The organism is Flavobacterium sp. GW821-FHT11G01 (genome assembly GCF_058808175.1).
This window is the reverse complement of record NZ_JBXARK010000004.1, coordinates 371,899-387,776: the sequence shown is the minus strand read 5'-3', so window position 1 is coordinate 387,776 and position 15,878 is coordinate 371,899. Positions and strand designations below refer to the sequence as shown.

The 15,878-nt window shown below is 32.2% G+C and carries 15 protein-coding genes; 5 read left to right on the top strand and 10 right to left on the bottom strand.

Annotated features, from left to right (window positions below; translation table 11 throughout):
- Positions 1–22: 22 nt before the first annotated feature.
- The 5 genes from AC1RRN_RS10540 to AC1RRN_RS10520 all read left to right on the top strand — a co-directional run bounded on the left by AC1RRN_RS10540 (position 23) and on the right by AC1RRN_RS10520 (position 3,558).
- On the top strand, positions 23–739 hold the full coding sequence (locus tag AC1RRN_RS10540) for a tRNA threonylcarbamoyladenosine dehydratase (protein WP_492967262.1): 717 nt from the start codon (positions 23–25) through the stop codon (positions 737–739).
- A 151-nt stretch (positions 740–890) separates the two neighbouring features.
- A complete protein-coding gene (locus AC1RRN_RS10535) occupies positions 891–1,553 on the top strand; it encodes an HAD family hydrolase (RefSeq protein WP_492967261.1) in 663 nt (220 codons plus the stop codon).
- 70 nt (positions 1,554–1,623) lie between these two features.
- Positions 1,624–2,466: a DUF2911 domain-containing protein gene (locus AC1RRN_RS10530; protein ID WP_492967260.1), complete on the top strand. Its 843-nt coding sequence runs from the start codon at positions 1,624–1,626 to the stop codon at positions 2,464–2,466.
- A gap of 151 nt (positions 2,467–2,617) precedes the next feature.
- Entirely contained in the window at positions 2,618–3,142 is a 525-nt protein-coding gene (locus AC1RRN_RS10525) for a TetR/AcrR family transcriptional regulator (protein ID WP_492967259.1), read from the top strand.
- A gap of 2 nt (positions 3,143–3,144) precedes the next feature.
- Positions 3,145–3,558: a DUF1348 family protein gene (locus AC1RRN_RS10520; RefSeq protein ID WP_492967258.1), complete on the top strand. Its 414-nt coding sequence runs from the start codon at positions 3,145–3,147 to the stop codon at positions 3,556–3,558.
- A gap of 1 nt (position 3,559) precedes the next feature.
- Here AC1RRN_RS10520 and AC1RRN_RS10515 read toward each other — a convergent pair whose 3' ends face one another.
- From AC1RRN_RS10515 to AC1RRN_RS10470, 10 genes are all read right to left on the bottom strand, one after another.
- A complete protein-coding gene (locus AC1RRN_RS10515; protein WP_492967257.1) occupies positions 3,560–4,189 on the bottom strand; it encodes an MCP four helix bundle domain-containing protein in 630 nt (209 codons plus the stop codon).
- Between the two features lie 382 nt (positions 4,190–4,571).
- Positions 4,572–5,051, bottom strand: coding sequence for an alpha/beta hydrolase (locus AC1RRN_RS10510; RefSeq protein ID WP_492967256.1), 480 nt, complete (start codon positions 5,049–5,051; stop codon positions 4,572–4,574).
- Positions 5,012–5,299: a hypothetical protein gene (locus tag AC1RRN_RS10505; RefSeq protein WP_492967255.1), complete on the bottom strand. Its 288-nt coding sequence runs from the start codon at positions 5,297–5,299 to the stop codon at positions 5,012–5,014. The genes AC1RRN_RS10510 and AC1RRN_RS10505 overlap by 40 nt, the downstream gene beginning before the upstream one ends.
- Before the next feature lie 20 nt (positions 5,300–5,319).
- Positions 5,320–5,613, bottom strand: a complete 294-nt coding sequence (locus AC1RRN_RS10500; protein WP_492967254.1) for a hypothetical protein — start codon at positions 5,611–5,613, stop codon at positions 5,320–5,322.
- A gap of 12 nt (positions 5,614–5,625) precedes the next feature.
- Complete coding sequence (locus AC1RRN_RS10495; protein WP_492967253.1) at positions 5,626–7,350, bottom strand: sodium:solute symporter family protein; 1,725 nt, start codon at positions 7,348–7,350, stop codon at positions 5,626–5,628.
- Positions 7,351–7,472: 122 nt separating this feature from the next.
- Complete coding sequence (locus tag AC1RRN_RS10490) at positions 7,473–10,004, bottom strand: PIG-L family deacetylase (protein ID WP_492967252.1); 2,532 nt, start codon at positions 10,002–10,004, stop codon at positions 7,473–7,475.
- Between the two features lie 204 nt (positions 10,005–10,208).
- Positions 10,209–11,837, bottom strand: a complete 1,629-nt coding sequence (locus tag AC1RRN_RS10485) for an LVIVD repeat-containing protein (RefSeq protein WP_492967251.1) — start codon at positions 11,835–11,837, stop codon at positions 10,209–10,211.
- Between the two features lie 220 nt (positions 11,838–12,057).
- Positions 12,058–12,576: a hypothetical protein gene (locus AC1RRN_RS10480; RefSeq protein WP_492967250.1), complete on the bottom strand. Its 519-nt coding sequence runs from the start codon at positions 12,574–12,576 to the stop codon at positions 12,058–12,060.
- A 194-nt stretch (positions 12,577–12,770) separates the two neighbouring features.
- A complete protein-coding gene (locus tag AC1RRN_RS10475; RefSeq protein WP_492967249.1) occupies positions 12,771–14,594 on the bottom strand; it encodes a hypothetical protein in 1,824 nt (607 codons plus the stop codon).
- 80 nt (positions 14,595–14,674) lie between these two features.
- The gene (locus AC1RRN_RS10470; RefSeq protein ID WP_492967248.1) at positions 14,675–15,781 is read right to left on the bottom strand and encodes an AI-2E family transporter; all 1,107 of its coding nucleotides are present in this window, start codon (positions 15,779–15,781) and stop codon (positions 14,675–14,677) included.
- Between the last annotated feature and the right edge of the window lie 97 nt (positions 15,782–15,878).

Genomic DNA, 15,878 nt, shown 5'->3' with positions numbered 1-15,878 from the left:
AAAAAAATAAACAAAAGATTTTATGGCAGAGTGGACAGAAAGAGCCGAGCTTTTATTTACAAAAGAAGGATTAGAAAATTTAAAAAACTCCAATGTTTTGGTAGTTGGTTTAGGAGGAGTTGGATCATTTGCAGCTGAGTTTTTGGCGAGAGCGGGAGTTGGAAGTATGACAATTGTTGATGGCGATGTTGTTGATATTACGAATATTAACAGGCAATTACCAGCATTGCATTCTACAGTTGGACAGCCAAAAATTACTATTGTTGGAGATCGTTTGATGGATATTAATCCGGAATTGAAATTAACAAGAGTTCAGGAATTTTTATCTCCAGAAAGAGCTTTTGAAATTGTTTCTCCAGAATTTGATTATGTTTTGGACTGCATTGACAGTATTACTCCAAAACTGAATTTAATTATTGCAGCAAAACGTAAAAGAGTAAAAATATTAAGCAGTATGGGAGCTGGCGGAAAAATGTTAGCTTCAAAAGTAAAAGTTACTGATATTTCAAAAACCATAAACTGCTACTTTTCTAAAACCATCCGTAAACGTTTAAAAGCAGAAAAAATCAATAAATTGAAAGTGGTTTTTTCTTCTGAAATTCAGGATGAAAAAAGCTTAAAACTAACGGACGGAAAAAATTTTAAAAAATCGTTCTACGGAACAAACAGTTATATGCCAGGATTATTTGGCCTTCATGCTGCTGAAACCGTGATTCGTCATTTACTAAAAAAAGATTAATTTCAGGTTTCAGATTTGCTTATGTAATTTAACCGCAAAGTTCACGAAGCGCTACGCAATGATCGCAAAGTTATATTCAAAGACAAACAATTGAACCGTTAAAAAAACCTTTGAACCTTTGTTCCTCAGAACCTTTGAACCTTAAAAAAAAATGATAAAAACAGTAATTTTTGATATGGATGGTGTAATCGTTGATACAGAACCCGTACACCGTTATGCCTATTACAAGCAATTTTCAGAATTAAATATTGAGGTAAGTGAAGAAATGTATACTTCGTTTACCGGATTTTCTACCCGAAATACTTTTCAGAGTTTAAAAGGATTTTTTCCGGTAATTGAACATGAGGTTGAAGATTTGATTCAGAGAAAAAGAAACATTTTTAATGATGCTTTTGACACTAAAGAAGATCTATTGTTGTTAGAAGGTGTTGAAGATTTGATTAAAGATTTATATGCAAGTGGAATCCAGTTAATTTTGGCCTCTTCCGCATCAAAAGTTACGATTGAACGTGTTTTTACAAGATTCAGTCTGCATCAGTATTTTTCTCATATTGTAAGTGGCGAAGATTTTCCACAGTCAAAACCAAATCCGGCAATTTTTTTGCATGCAGCTTCATTGTCGATTGCACCAAAGGAAAATTGTATTATAATTGAAGATAGTACAAATGGTATAAAAGCAGCAAAAGCAGCAGGAATTTATTGTGTAGGGTATAACAGTCACCATTCGAAATTACAAGATTTATCAGATGCCAATTTAATTATCAATCATTTTAATGAATTGAATGCTGAAAAAATATCACAATTAGATGCTTGAATTAAGTTAAATTTAACATTTGTTACCTAATTGAATTTGTAAATTTGAACAAAACAAATAAAACCTAACAATGAAAAAACTACTTATTGCATTAGCTATCATAATAGCGCCTTTTGCTACAGAAGCACAAATAAAAACACCACAGGCAAGTCCTAAAGCTTATATCAAACAAACTGTTGGTTTGACAGATGTTGAAGTTACGTATTCAAGACCAGGCGCGAGAGGTAGAGCTGTATTCGGAAATTTAGTTCCGTTTGGTAAATTATGGAGAACTGGAGCGAATGAAAACACAATCATTAATTTTAGTGATGATGTTGTTATTGATGGTAAAACATTAAAAAAAGGAAAATATGCAATTTATACTATTCCTAAAATCGAAAGCTGGGAAGTGATTTTCTACCTTTCTACAGATAACTGGGGATTGCCGGAAAACTGGAGTGATGCTTATGTTGCCTTGAGAACTACGGTTAAAGAAAATGCGTTGCCAACGCCTGTTGAAACGTTTACAATTGGTATCAACGGTTTAGATCCTAATTTTGCTTATTTAGAAATGGCTTGGGAAAATTCTCATGTAGCTTTGAAATTTGAAGTTCCGACAGCAAAAACAGCTACTGCAAGTATCGATAAAGTTTTGGCTGGACCATCTGCAAATGATTATTTTGCTGCATCACAATATTTGTTCCAATCAAATGGAAACATTGAAATTGCAAGAACATACGTTGATAAATCTTTAGATATGAGTGCTGAAAAACCATATTTTATCTTAAGATTGAAATCGTTGATCCAGGCAAAACAAGGTGATAAAAAAGGTGCAATAGAAACTGCAAAAGCATCATTAGCAGCTGCTGAAACTGCTAAAAATCAGGATTACGTAAAAATGAATAAAGATAGTATTGCGGAATGGAGCAGATAATGCTTTAAACTTCAAAATCTCAAAAATCCAAATTCCAAAGCTTCTACAATCTTTGGAATTTGGATTTTTTTTTGCATATTTTATAAATAGACAGACTTGTCTGTTTCATTAAGTAAAAGTTATATCTTTGTCATTCATAAATTAAATTCGAATGTCACCAAAAGAACGAATTTTAGAAAAAACATTTACTTTATTTCATCAACAAGGTTATAATGCAACTGGTATTAATCAGATTATTGATGAAGCTAAAGTAGCAAAGGCCAGTTTTTATCAGCATTTTAAATCAAAAGAAGATTTATGTGTTGCTTTTTTAAATGAACGCCATTCTTTTTGGTTTAATCAATTAGAACAATTTACTTCTAATGAAAAAGAGGTTAAATCAAAAGTAATAGCTTCGTTTGATTTTTTAATCTTAATGAATAAAAATGAAAACTTCAGAGGTTGTAGTTTTTTAAATATACTTTCTGAAATTCCGTCAGGTAATGTTAAGATTTTAAATGTACTCCAAAGTCACAAATTTGATTTAAGAGCTTATTTCCAGAATATTATAAATAACGAACTACTGTCAGATCATATTTATTTATTGTATGAGAGTTGTATAATCGAAAGTCAATTATTCAAATCAAACCAACTTATTGAGCAATCTAAAAAAATCATTCAAACTTTAATTTCATAAAAATGGAACAAAAATTCCCCTTGCCACCTTTTACTTTAGAAAAGGCAAAAGAAAAAATTCAGTTAACAGAAGATGCATGGAACAGTCAGGATCCGGAACGAGTTTCAAAAGCTTATACGATTGATAGTGAATGGCGAAACAGGGATCAATTTGTAAACGGGAGAGAAGAGATTATTCGTTTTTTAACTCAAAAATGGAAAAAAGAAACCCATTATAAATTAAAAAAAGAATATTGGGCGCATACAGAAAATAGAATTGCAGTTCGATTTGAATACGAATATCAGGATCTTGAAGGAAACTGGTTTAGAGCGTATGGAAATGAGAATTGGGAATTTAATTCGAACGGTTTAATGCAAAAAAGATTTGCCAGCATAAATGATCTTGCAATTAAAGAAGAAGATCGAAAATTGAAGTAAATTAATTCAAACTCGGTGGTTCCGGAATCTTGATGTTTCTTTTGATCTTTTTTACAATCAGAAGATAGAAAGTGATTCCACCTAAAATAATTAACAATGCAATCTGTAGTTGCCCTAAGCTATTATTGTCGTTATACATTTTGTTGGCACTGGCTAATTTTGCCTTGCCTTCTTTTACCTGAATTTGAGACAGTGATTCTAATGTTTTAAGGGCTTCTCCACTGGAAAAAGCGATTTTATTCCAGTTTTTATTTTCAACCTGATTGTTTATTTCTTTGCAAGAAGCCAAAAAAGCGTCAAAATGCTCTTTTTCTTTATTGGTTAAAACTGTTTTGGCATACAAATCATCAATGTTGTGAACGATTTTTAAAGTATGAATAATTTCATCTTTCTTAATATTATCACTCAAATCTAGTTTTTCGGCTTCACTTTTTATAAAATGAAGTTCTTTAGCATATTGAAAAATATAGTGGGAAACCATCAAACGATCATTATAAATGGCATTGATGTTTTCGTTTACTTTTTTGGAATTACGTAATGTATTGAAATTACTCAATAAGATTATCAACATCACAATTAGTAAAATAAAAGCTGCTTTTGTTTTATTGCTATATTTTTTTAAATCCTTCATAATAAAGACGTTGTATTTTCAAAGATAAAAATTTTAAATTACACAAAAAGAAGCATTTATTAAATTCTGTTTATAAATACGATTTATTAAAAGCAAGTTGCAATAATAATGAAATAGGTAAAAGTAATATTATATTTAAAACCATAAATGCCATTTGAGGATTTCCACATCTAAAACCGGAGGTAGGCGGATCGATCAAATCTTTTATCCAGAAGAACAAAATAGGATAAATAAACATTATTAATCCTGTTATAAGATAAGTTAGTTTTTTTGATTCAAAATTAAATTGTTTAAAAAGGAATGTTACTATAAAAGGAACTAAGATATACGGTGCAAGAATAAGTAGCATATTGAAATTTCATATTTGTTTGGCATTGTAAATCTACTGAATGAAATTCAAAATATACTTCAAAGTTTCTGATTGTTGTTTTTCACGAGAAATTCGAGCCGAATTATCGCCAAATTGAAAGCCATAATAGCCAAACTGAGCATGATTGGCACCTTCAATTTTTACAAATTGTGCAGTTGTTGGGAGTTTTGATTTATTCTGAAGAATGGTTCTTTCATCAGCGACACCATCATCTGAGCCGTAAATTTTTAGAATTGGAATTGCACTTTCTGCAAGCGAAATATCTCGCGGATGTGTGGTGCCAATTAAAATTAACTTGTCAATTAAATCTGGGTTTTCTTTGACAAATATAGCTGCCATTTTTCCGCCTTGTGAATGACCGGCCAAAATATAGGTTTTGGTTGTATCAGCAAATAAATTAAGTTGTTTTGGAATTTCATATCCTTTAGAAGCTAATCTCCAGGGCATTTTAATCAAATAAACTTTAATCCTATTTCTGAAATCTTTCTGCATAAAGGTATATAAGCTTTTGGATCGACCATTGCACCTGGATAGAAAATAAAGACTTTATTAAATTTTTGCTTTGTTTCAAAAAGAAAATAATTGTCGTTTTCTTTTACTGAAATTTTAGCACTGTCTTTTAAAAGCGAATCTGAAATGCCTTTTGCCTGATAAGAATACACCAACCAAATTGTAAATGACATGGCAATTATAAACCATATTCGTTTTACTATTTTTAGAATTGGGTATTTCTTTTTCATTGCTTTTGACAACTTTTCACTTAATTAAATACTTCTGATTTTATAAAGAAAGAGATTAAAATTCCAAGCATATGAATTCCTAAAATATAATATTTCCAATTCGGTTTGTTGAACCAGATATAACCATAAACAGGAATTTGGATCAAAGCTATAAATAATGCAAAAAATCCAATTTCAAGCTGCAGTTTTGCAATTATCATAGTGTAGGGATAAATTATCTGGGCTGGCAGATAAGTTCCATGACCACCACCAGAAAATAGAATTGCAAAAAATAAAAGAAAAATTGTTATGGTAAGAGTTTTTGCTGTTTTCATGTACAAAAATAATTACTCCAAAACTATTTCCTCAACATCTGGCTTCCCTTTGAAAAATAAAACCTGCATCACTAAAGCCAATACTATCGTCAAAATTGCTCCAATAAAATTCAACCATAAATAACCTAGTTTCTCCTGAGTATAAATCATGAAATAATAGATAATAAAAATGGTAATTTGACTAATAATTGCACTATAAAACATTGGCTTTGCCTGAACCCGACGAAGATAAAATCCGACTAAAAAGATTCCTAAAACCGTTCCGTAGAAAATGGAACCAATAATATTTACCAATTGAATCAAATTCTCAAATAAGGTTCCCACACAAGCAAAAAGTATCGCTACAACTCCCCAAAACAAAGTGAAGAATTTGGTTGCATTCAGATAATGTTTCTCTGATTTTTCGGTTTTCAGATTACGTTTGTAAATGTCAATTGCCGTTGTAGAAGCCAAAGCATTTAATCCTGAAGCCGTTGACGACATTGCCGCAGATAAAATTACGGCTAACAATAAACCAATTAAACCTTTTGGTAAATAATGCAGAATGAAATGGAAAAAAACATAATCTTTATCATTGGTTTCACTGTTGCTGTCCGCTTTTGAAATGATTTCTTTGGCGCGGTCGCGAAGGTCTTTTTCTTTGTTGGATAAAGCGACTAATTCTTTACGCAAAATTGGATTATCATAATCCTGATTTAACTGATCGATGTACAATAAATTGATCACTTTTTTATCTTCTGAAAGCGTAATCAGTTTTTTCTCTAAAGCATGATATTCTTCTTTAAAAGCGGATTTTTCAATAACAATTTTGTTATTTGGATTAAAATTTAAAGGAACAGGATTGAATTGAAAAAAGACAAAAACCATAACACCGGTTAGCAAAATAAAGAACTGCATCGGAACTTTTAAAAGCCCGTTCATAATCAATCCCATTTGGCTTTCGCGAACCGATTTTCCAGATAAATAACGACCAACCTGAGACTGATCTGTTCCAAAATAGGCGAGAGCCAGGAAAAAACCTCCTGTGATTCCGCTCCAAAAAGTATATTTTTCTTCCGGATCAAAAGAGAAATCAACAATATTCATTTTATCATTCGCGCCTGCAATATGCATTGCACTTGTAAATGTCATGTCGTTTGGCAAGTAATGTAAGATCAGAAAAAAGGTGATAAACATTCCGGACATAATCACAAACATTTGCTGTTTCTGCGTTACGTTTACCGCTTTTGTTCCTCCTGAAAAAGTATAAATGATTACCATCAGTCCGATGATGATATTCATGATAGTTAAATTCCAACCTAAAAGAGCCGACAAAATAATGGCCGGAGCATAAATTGTAAGTCCGGTTCCTAAACCTCTTTGTACCAAAAAAAGAATTGCTGCCAGAGAACGTGTTTTAACATCAAAACGTTTCTCTAGAAATTCATAAGCGGTATAAACTTTATTTTTATGATATAACGGAATAAAAGTCACACAAATCACAATCATGGCAATTGGCAATCCAAAATAGAATTGTACAAACCCCATTCCATCATGATACGCCTGGCCAGGTGTAGATAAAAATGTAATCGCGCTGGCCTGAGTTGCCATTACCGAAAGTCCAACTGTATACCAAGGCGTTTCGTTGTTTCCTAAAATAAAATCTTCAACGTTTTTACTTCCTTTAGTCTTCCAGGAACCATATCCAACAATGAATAAAAGGGTAACAATCAGTACGATCCAATCAAATAGTTGCATAGGTTATGAGTATAATTGCATGATTAAGAAAAAAATCAGAATATAAATGGCATTGGCCACCAAAACGTAGGTGTAGCTTTTTTTCCATTTTTTTTGTTTTTTGGCTTCCATTTTTGTGATTTTTATTTCTTTAATTCTTGTTTAGGAGCTTCTATGGGTTGTTTTAGCGAAATGATATTCGAAAGCAATCTGTATGCACCCGCAACACCTTCCGGCAGTTCTCTAAAAAAGCTTAAACCGGTGTAAATATAATATCCTTTTCCATATGGTGCGACTAATAAAGCACCATCTTTAGCAGATTCACCTTTATCGTGTGATGAAATAATAGGAGTAAAGGCAGCATCATATTGGTCTGGATAATACAGCCCTTGTTCTTGTGTCCACCCTTGAAAATCTTTTTCAGTGATTTTATTAGGTACATTTAAAACAGGGTGATTTGGTGCTAAGAAAGTAATTTTAGCATTTTCTTCCGTTACACGATCGTTTGAAACTTTTAAAGGATAAGGCGCAATTTGGTCAGTAACCATTCTACCATAAGTATTGTATTGTACAATCATGTTTTTACCGCCTTTTACAAAATCAAAAAGTATTTTTTGTTTGTTGGCCAAAGCATTTACGGTATTGTAAGCGCGAACTCCGGTTATAACGGTACTGAAAGAATCTAATCTTTCAGGTGTAATTTCTTCGGGTTTTAAAATGGTAACTTTATATCCCATTTGGGTCAAACTTTCCGGAACCTCGTCACCAGCACCCATGATATAAGCAATGGCATCTCCCGAATTTTTTAAATCAATTCGGATGCATTTTGATTCAGCCGGTTTTAAAACCATTTGTTTGGTAATATGACTGTAATCAATAATTGTTTCGTCTTTATCAAAATGCTTATTGTCAACTATAGCAATTGCTTTTGCTACAGTTTCTTCCTGATTTACCGGAGGCGTAACTTCAAAATAAAACGTTTGTTCATTTCCTTTTTTATTTAAAGAAAACGGAATTTGTTTTGGTGAAACCACCCAACTTTTTGGCAATTCTAATTGTAAATTTCCTGTAATAGCATCTTTTCCGGCACGAACTTTTACCGGAATCATTTTGCTTTTGGTATCTTTAAAAATCAAGACTCTTTCTGAAATTGAAGTTGTAACTTCCGGAACAATATCAAGGAAATTGTACATTTCGCCTTTTACACCGTCATTGTATTTGTAAACAACAGTGCGCTCAAACGGAATTTCAATACCATTAATTTTTACATTAAAAACAACTTTTACCTCTCTGATAATATCCGGAATTCCAATGTTTTCCTGATTCGAAACTGTATACATTCCAACACTAGCTTTTTCTTTAAGCCAATAGGGTTGTGTGTATTCTAAGTTTTCGGGAAGTTGTATTTGAAGAATACTTTTCTGATCGTTATTGTTTTTTAAGATGCTGTTTTGAACCGTTGTTTTGTTATCTGGCAAAGAAGTTACACTTGTCAATTGCATTTCAATCGGACTTCTATTAATAACTTCAAGATTTAGTTTTATAGTACTACCAGGCGTTGCTTCCTGTTCGCTGGCAACTGCTTCTAGATATAAACCAGCACAAGAGGCAATAATATTTTTTATTGCGGCAGCTTTTAGGGGTTTCCAATGATCATCATCTAAAGCTTCGATCATTGTATAAGCTTTTACCAATTCTGCTATACTCGCAGATGGGTTACTGAAATTGTAATTAGCAATAATTTTAGAAATTAATTCACCAATTGGTTTTCCGTTTTTAACACGGTTCCATGAAGTATCAATTCCATCAAATAAATTATCTCTCTCTGTTGGAGTTTCACCATTAATAAGTTCCAGATATTCTGTTTCTTCACCACGGGCGCCAGTACTTCCAAAACCTTGAGACTGGTGACGGCTTCGGCTTAAAGCGGCAATTTCCTGATTTGATTTTCCGATTCCGGTATAATAAACGCCGGTTTCTAATCGGGTAAACTTTGATTTATTAGCAGCATCAAATTTTTCCTGGCTTCCATAAAACCACCATGACGGATTAAAAAATTGTCGTTTAACCTGCCACGGTTTTACATATTTTAATTGTTCAGGATATATTTTAGAATCATTGGTCAATTTAAAACTTTCAACACTCAACATCGCCGACGAAGTATGATGTCCGTGTGTAGTACCTGGGGAACGGTGATCAAATCGATTAATGATAACATCCGGCTGAAATTTTCTAATAGTCCAAACTACATCAGCAAGGACTTTATCTTTATCCCAGATTTGTAAAGTTTCATCTGGAGTTTTTGAAAAACCAAAATCATTGGCACGTGAAAAAAACTGTTCTCCACCATCAATTTTTCGGGCTTCAATTAATTCTTGTGTTCTGATTACACCAAGTAATTCACGCAATTGTGGACCAATTAAATTCTGTCCTCCATCTCCGCGTGTCAATGACAAATAACCAGTTCTGGCGTTCATTTCGTTTGCCATATACGAAATAAGGCGCGTATTTTCGTCATCAGGATGGGCGGCAACATATAAAACGGAACCTAAAAAGTTAAGTTTTTTTATTTGATTATAAATCTCAACAGAACTTGGTTTTTGTGGTTGTTGTGCAAAAGAAATTGAAATTCCTGTGAAAAAAAAGAAAAGAATTTGTAACTGAATTTTTCGCATAGCGTATTGTGGTGTTTTTGAAAGAGGTTCAAAAATAGTAATTATATTGTTGAACACTATTTAAATGAAATGTTAATGTTTAGTTATCGATTCTCTTTCAACAAAAGTTATTCCAAAAAAAAAGCTGCCAGATAAAATCTAACAGCTTTAAGAGAATTGATCTAAAAATTTAAATCATGTGGTATTTCTTAGGATTACAGAAAATTATTTCAATTTGTTTTCTGTGTCTTTATAGTTTCCAGTGATTGTTACACCGCTATTTTTTGTTACTTTTCCGTAGATCGTAATCGAAGAATCATTTCCGATGAAATTAATTTTTGCACCGCTATTTAATCTTAAATCACCCCAGATTACTACAGAACCTTCAATTTGCAGTGTTGCATTGCTATTGATAATAAGTTCAGTTGGATTTTGTTGTTGGTATTTACCCTGAGCTAAAGTTCCTCTCATATTAAAAGTTCCTCCACTATTTAAAATCAAAGTATTTTGAACGCTTATTGAACCACAATGTGTCAAAATTCCACCTGAATTAATAATTATCGAACTAATTGCTGTTGATCCAGAGTATGATTTTACTTCGTTAGAATTTAAAATTAAATTCTGCCCCTGATTATAAGCTCCGTATTGTGAGCAGCTTGCAAATGTTGTATTTGGTTTTTCCATTTTAATAATCTTCAAACCACCTTTTCCACTTGCAACATATATATAATCACCACTAGATTTTACGTAGTTTGATGAACCTGTAATTCCTACAGTTCCAACTAAACTAAGCTGAGATCCTGATTTGTAAACATTTAATCCTGCTGCACCGTTTGCTACAAAAGTATAACCATCGTTTACAGAAACTGCATTCGTAACATTATCTTCTCCAGCTGTTGTTAAACCTATAGTTTGCAATTTAGAGCCACTATTGATGTCATAAACACCTAAACCATTATAACCTTCAGAAACTAATAATTTTGTGCCATCAAAATCCATTGTTCTTTTTGCTCCGCTAACATCTGTAGATGTTGAAAAGGTTTTTTGTAAAGCTAAACTAGATTCGTTGTAAATATTTACACCTTTAGTACCACTTAAAGTAACAATTTTGTCACCACTTACGGCTACAGTGCGTAAATCTGCTAATGCAACTTTTCCTGTAATTGCTTTAGATGAACTGTTGATTTTATATAAACTTCCGGTATCTCCGGTTACAGCAAAATACGATGATGAATTTGCCGCAACATCAGTAGTAACTTTTCCTTCAAGGTTGTTGATAGTATATTTATCTGTAAGCAAACCTGAACTCAACTGCATATTGATTACAATTGACGGGTTTGTTAAAGTAGCATCTTTATCTATATCTGTTGCACCTGCAATAATTAAGTTTCCGTTAGAATAGGTAAGAGATGTAATATCTGTGTTAGCAATTAATGCCGATGTAATTAATTTAGGTTTATAAGGATCAGAAACATCAATTACGTCTATCGCTCCAGAATATGCATCACCTCTCATTGTATAAGCTACATAGGCATAGTTTCCGTTTACAGCAACATGATTGGCTTGTAAAGTTCTTCCGTTACTATCAGTTGGCGGATTTACTTCGGCGATTTGTACTAAAGGAAGATCACTAGTTGATTGAGCGCTATTTAATAATTTTGATGTTGAAATATTACTAATCGTAAGTACTCCCGAATTTGTTAAGTCAAGTCTGTTGTTCAACGAGGTAAGATCGTTGTTGATTTCGATATTATTTTCTTTTGCCTGGTTATCAGTAGAAGTATCATCATTACTATCACAAAATGTAAAAAGTGACATTGCTAAAAACGAAAATAAATAAACGCTCTTTTTCATAATTCCAATTTTGGTTTTAAAATATTTTGCAAAGATACGGTAGAATTATAACATAATAAGACAATTGTTAAGGATATTTTAACTTAATAACCTGTACTTCATGTATTTATATCAAATTGACAAAAAATTAACAAAATTTCAATATACTATGCGTGCATAAAAAAAGAGTATCAAATTTTTGATACTCTTTTGTGTTGAATACTAACTATTTAGCAAGTATTTATCTTCTTCCATGTCCATGATTATCATGTTTGTCGTGTTTATCGTGGTGATCATGATGATCATCATGACGATCGTGTTTGTCATAATGTTTGTAATCTCTATGATTATCATGACGATCATTGTATCCGTAAACCGGTCTTGGTTTATAAGGTCTTTGAGGTGCACCATGATATCCTTTGTAATATCTTGTTCTGTGACGATCAAAGTATACATAAGGCGTTCTACCGTGGTAATCATTCAAGACTACTTTATATCCTCCATATAAATCGTAATTTCTGTATTGTCTTGGTAAATAAGTTGTTCTAACCCATCTTCCATCACCAAAATAAATAAATTGTGATGCTCTAACATCGTAATATGCTTCAATATCTGGTAAATAGTAATATTCCATTTCAGCATATCCTGAAGGACCCCAAGCTGGAGGTGTTCCGATATTAACATTAATTGATACTTGGGCTTGTGTGGCGTTTGCAACCAAAAGGAATAATCCGGCGATTGCTATTTTTATTGTTTTCATTTTTTTAAAGTTTTAATGTTACTCTTGTTTAGGGATATTCATATACTGTGCCAAAAATAAAAAACAAATGTATTTGGTCGGATAAAATTTGCACTTTATCGATCGATAAGAGGTTAAGTGTTTTGTAAATATTTGATTTATAAACTGTTTTGAAATACTTGAAAATAGAAATAAAATTGAAAAATATTTTATTTCTATTTGTAATCTACAATTCTTGGTTTTCCAAGTTCAAAACTTTGTAAACCATAATCTGTAGTTTCAAAAGTATTGGTTTTGAAAACATTATCTCCTTCAAAAGGAATAGTTGGGTAATATGACAGTGACAGTTGAAAGGAACTGAAAACTAAATAGTCATTACTGATTACTAAGCCAAGAGTCACTTTAGAATACGCTTTATTTCGACCCATTGCATTATTTGGGCTTCCTAAAACCGCAATTGAATAATTAAAAAACGGATTCATACGAAATCCCCAAAGGGCATGAGGAGAATAAGTTTGAGTCTGAAGAGACAAAATCATTTTATTTGTTCCGTATATGGCACTGTTGAAACCTGCTAAACCATTTTGTTCGTTTATATTTAACTGGTCTCCCATAATATCTTCGCGATTCACACCAATAACAATTCTCGGATTAACAAATTGTCTTAGTTTCCATTTCCCTATAGTATATAGTTTTGTAAAATAATTGCTCTCAATTGCAAATGCTGTTTCATAGGTTTTAGACTGATGAAAAAAAGTGCCTGCTTCAAAATTAGTACTAAAGAAACCCCATCTGTAATAATTTCCAAATGAAAATTGACCACCTATATAAGGCCGCCACATTGTATTTTTATATTGATAGCCGAGTGTAATTCCGTAAATTCGGCCAATGGGAACATCTTCTGTTTGTCCGTTTCTAAAAATATAACTGTCTTTGATAAACTTTCTGGTATTGAGCCCAATTCCGGATAAAATTAGTTTTTCATCCGAATAAAAATGTGTAGGATCGTATAAATCTGTCGGACTTTCAGTATAATCTAAATTTAAAAAACGTGCTGAAACTATCAAATTAGTTATACCTCCATTATCGGTTTCAAATACTTTAGATGCCTTACCTGCCCAAAAATCCTGAAAATTATACTTGAAAGGCTGGTATTCATATGTCATATCTGGCGCCTGCAAAGTATCTTTTCTAAAATTTTGCCCCACATATACGCCGCCAGCCCACTTTGTTAGAGGGGAATAAAACAGACGTTCAACATTTATTGTTTTAGAATAATTATTGTCAAGATCAATATTATAATGTAGTGTCGCCCCAATATAAGTATTCTTGATATTAGGTACGGTATATGTTACATCATTACCATTTCGGCCATCATCGAAACGATTTGTGAAACGGTATTCTAATTGTTGACCAGAGCCAAAAAAATCTTTTTCTTTGAATCCAACTGAAACCTGATTACTTGAGATTGAGAATCTCGGAATTGTACTCCAGGAATCTAAAACACGAATTGTGATGTCAATAGAGTCTGAAGCCACTACCTTACGCGTTATTCGAACTGCAGTTACATATTTTTGCGCACGAATCAAACGCTCCGATTCCTGTACTTTATAACTATCATAAACAGAATTTCTTTTAAATAGCAATAAGTTCGTGATGGCAATTCTTTTTGTTTTTAGATGTAATCTGTTTCCTGTTCTTTCACCCCAATTTCGCGGTACCTGGGTCGTATCAGTAATAGAATGTCCAAACGGATCTAATGTTACAATATTTATTTTTCGGATAATTTTTCCAGTATAATCTGCAGTGTCTTGATGCACAATAAGTTCTTCTTTTTTTCGAGATTTTTTACTTCTAAAAAGAAGTTTATGAAGTGTTTGCGTGAATTTATTTTTCTTCGAATAATTTCGAATTTTATTGTAAATCTCGGTACTATCTTTTTTGCCTGACGTGTCTGTTTTTTTATCTACTTGTGCGTAAGACCCTTGCAGGCAAAAGAACAGTAAAATCAAAACTACTATTTTTTTCTTTAGAGACATTCAGGTATTTTTTTTGACTATAGGATAGATGATTTTTTTATGAATATAATGAAAATTGGTGTTATTTCCTCTTAATTCGTTTAGTTAGATTCAATTTTAGCTTTTCGAACGCGCCAGGTAAATTTCCTCGGCATATGATTGCCCATCAAATAACCCCATGGTTCTAAGGATTCGATTCTTTCAAAAATAATTTTTAAAATTGCCAACAACGGAATTGCCAGGAACATACCTGAAATTCCAGCCGCTGCTCCACCAACAATAATTCCCAAAATAGAGACAAAGGCATTAATTTCAACTTTAGAATTAATTATTAAAGGAACCAGTATATTATTATCGATTAATTGAACAATAACATTTACAATCAAAATACTTAAAATCATGGACATTTCCGGAGTTCCCGTTAATGAAGCTAAAAGCGATATAACGCCGGCTATTGCTATCCCAATATATGGTATTAAATTTAAGATACCTGTTATTAATCCTAATAGAATGAAGTATTTTACACCAACAATCCAAAGACCTAAACCCGTTAAGACAGAAACAACAATCATCTCCAATAATAAACTAACAATGTAATTGTTTATTGAAATCTTTATTTGGGATAGAATATCTTTTAAGGCAGCATGGTCTTCCTTATTAACTAATTTTGCCAGAAAAAGTATAAAATGATCTTTATAAAGTAAAAACAAAAAAGTGTAAATAGGGATGATAGTACAATCTAAAAGAAGATCAGTAATAGATAATATCGCAGAACCTACAGTAACAGCTCCTCCGTTCTTAACAGAATCTTTTGTTACAGTGTCAAGATATTTTTTTTGTTCGCCAATGCTTATATGAAAATTATCCTTTATAAATTTATGTACTTCAGTAATAAAATAATTGGTGTTTTTCTTTATGGCTTCAAAATCGTTGGCAATATCTTTGACCTGATAGGATATAAAAACTAATATTCCGACAATAAATGCGGCAAATATAAGGACACAAATTATCGCTGCAAGATGCCGAGGAAACTTAAACCTAACGTTTAATAATGTGAAAATTGGAAGTAATAAAACGGCGAATAGAAAGGCCATTAATACAGGTGTAATAATGTCTTTTCCTAAGCAGAAGATTACAGCAAAACAAATTAAACTTACAAGTATAAGGGAAAGTTTAGCATAAAATGGCAATTTTATTGAACGGATCATTTTGACAGGAAAAATTAGGTTTAGAAATCTGAATTAGATCTAAACAAAATTCCTGTTTTTTTTAAGAAATACCGTTCCACGTTTCCATAGTAACGTT

Bases quoted from the DNA above. Each gene is read 5' to 3' on its own strand.
- AC1RRN_RS10540 (WP_492967262.1), top strand. From the start codon at position 23: ATGGCAGAGTGGACAGAAAGAGCCGAGCTTTTATTTACAAAAGAAGGA.
- AC1RRN_RS10535 (WP_492967261.1), top strand. From the start codon at position 891: ATGATAAAAACAGTAATTTTTGATATGGATGGTGTAATCGTTGATACA.
- AC1RRN_RS10530 (WP_492967260.1), top strand. From the start codon at position 1,624: ATGAAAAAACTACTTATTGCATTAGCTATCATAATAGCGCCTTTTGCT.
- AC1RRN_RS10525 (WP_492967259.1), top strand. From the start codon at position 2,618: ATGTCACCAAAAGAACGAATTTTAGAAAAAACATTTACTTTATTTCAT.
- AC1RRN_RS10520 (WP_492967258.1), top strand. From the start codon at position 3,145: ATGGAACAAAAATTCCCCTTGCCACCTTTTACTTTAGAAAAGGCAAAA.
- AC1RRN_RS10515 (WP_492967257.1), bottom strand. From the start codon at position 4,189: ATGAAGGATTTAAAAAAATATAGCAATAAAACAAAAGCAGCTTTTATT.
- AC1RRN_RS10510 (WP_492967256.1), bottom strand. From the start codon at position 5,051: ATGCAGAAAGATTTCAGAAATAGGATTAAAGTTTATTTGATTAAAATG.
- AC1RRN_RS10505 (WP_492967255.1), bottom strand. From the start codon at position 5,299: ATGAAAAAGAAATACCCAATTCTAAAAATAGTAAAACGAATATGGTTT.
- AC1RRN_RS10500 (WP_492967254.1), bottom strand. From the start codon at position 5,613: ATGAAAACAGCAAAAACTCTTACCATAACAATTTTTCTTTTATTTTTT.
- AC1RRN_RS10495 (WP_492967253.1), bottom strand. From the start codon at position 7,350: ATGCAACTATTTGATTGGATCGTACTGATTGTTACCCTTTTATTCATT.
- AC1RRN_RS10490 (WP_492967252.1), bottom strand. From the start codon at position 10,004: ATGCGAAAAATTCAGTTACAAATTCTTTTCTTTTTTTTCACAGGAATT.
- AC1RRN_RS10485 (WP_492967251.1), bottom strand. From the start codon at position 11,837: ATGAAAAAGAGCGTTTATTTATTTTCGTTTTTAGCAATGTCACTTTTT.
- AC1RRN_RS10480 (WP_492967250.1), bottom strand. From the start codon at position 12,576: ATGAAAACAATAAAAATAGCAATCGCCGGATTATTCCTTTTGGTTGCA.
- AC1RRN_RS10475 (WP_492967249.1), bottom strand. From the start codon at position 14,594: ATGTCTCTAAAGAAAAAAATAGTAGTTTTGATTTTACTGTTCTTTTGC.
- AC1RRN_RS10470 (WP_492967248.1), bottom strand. From the start codon at position 15,781: ATGATCCGTTCAATAAAATTGCCATTTTATGCTAAACTTTCCCTTATA.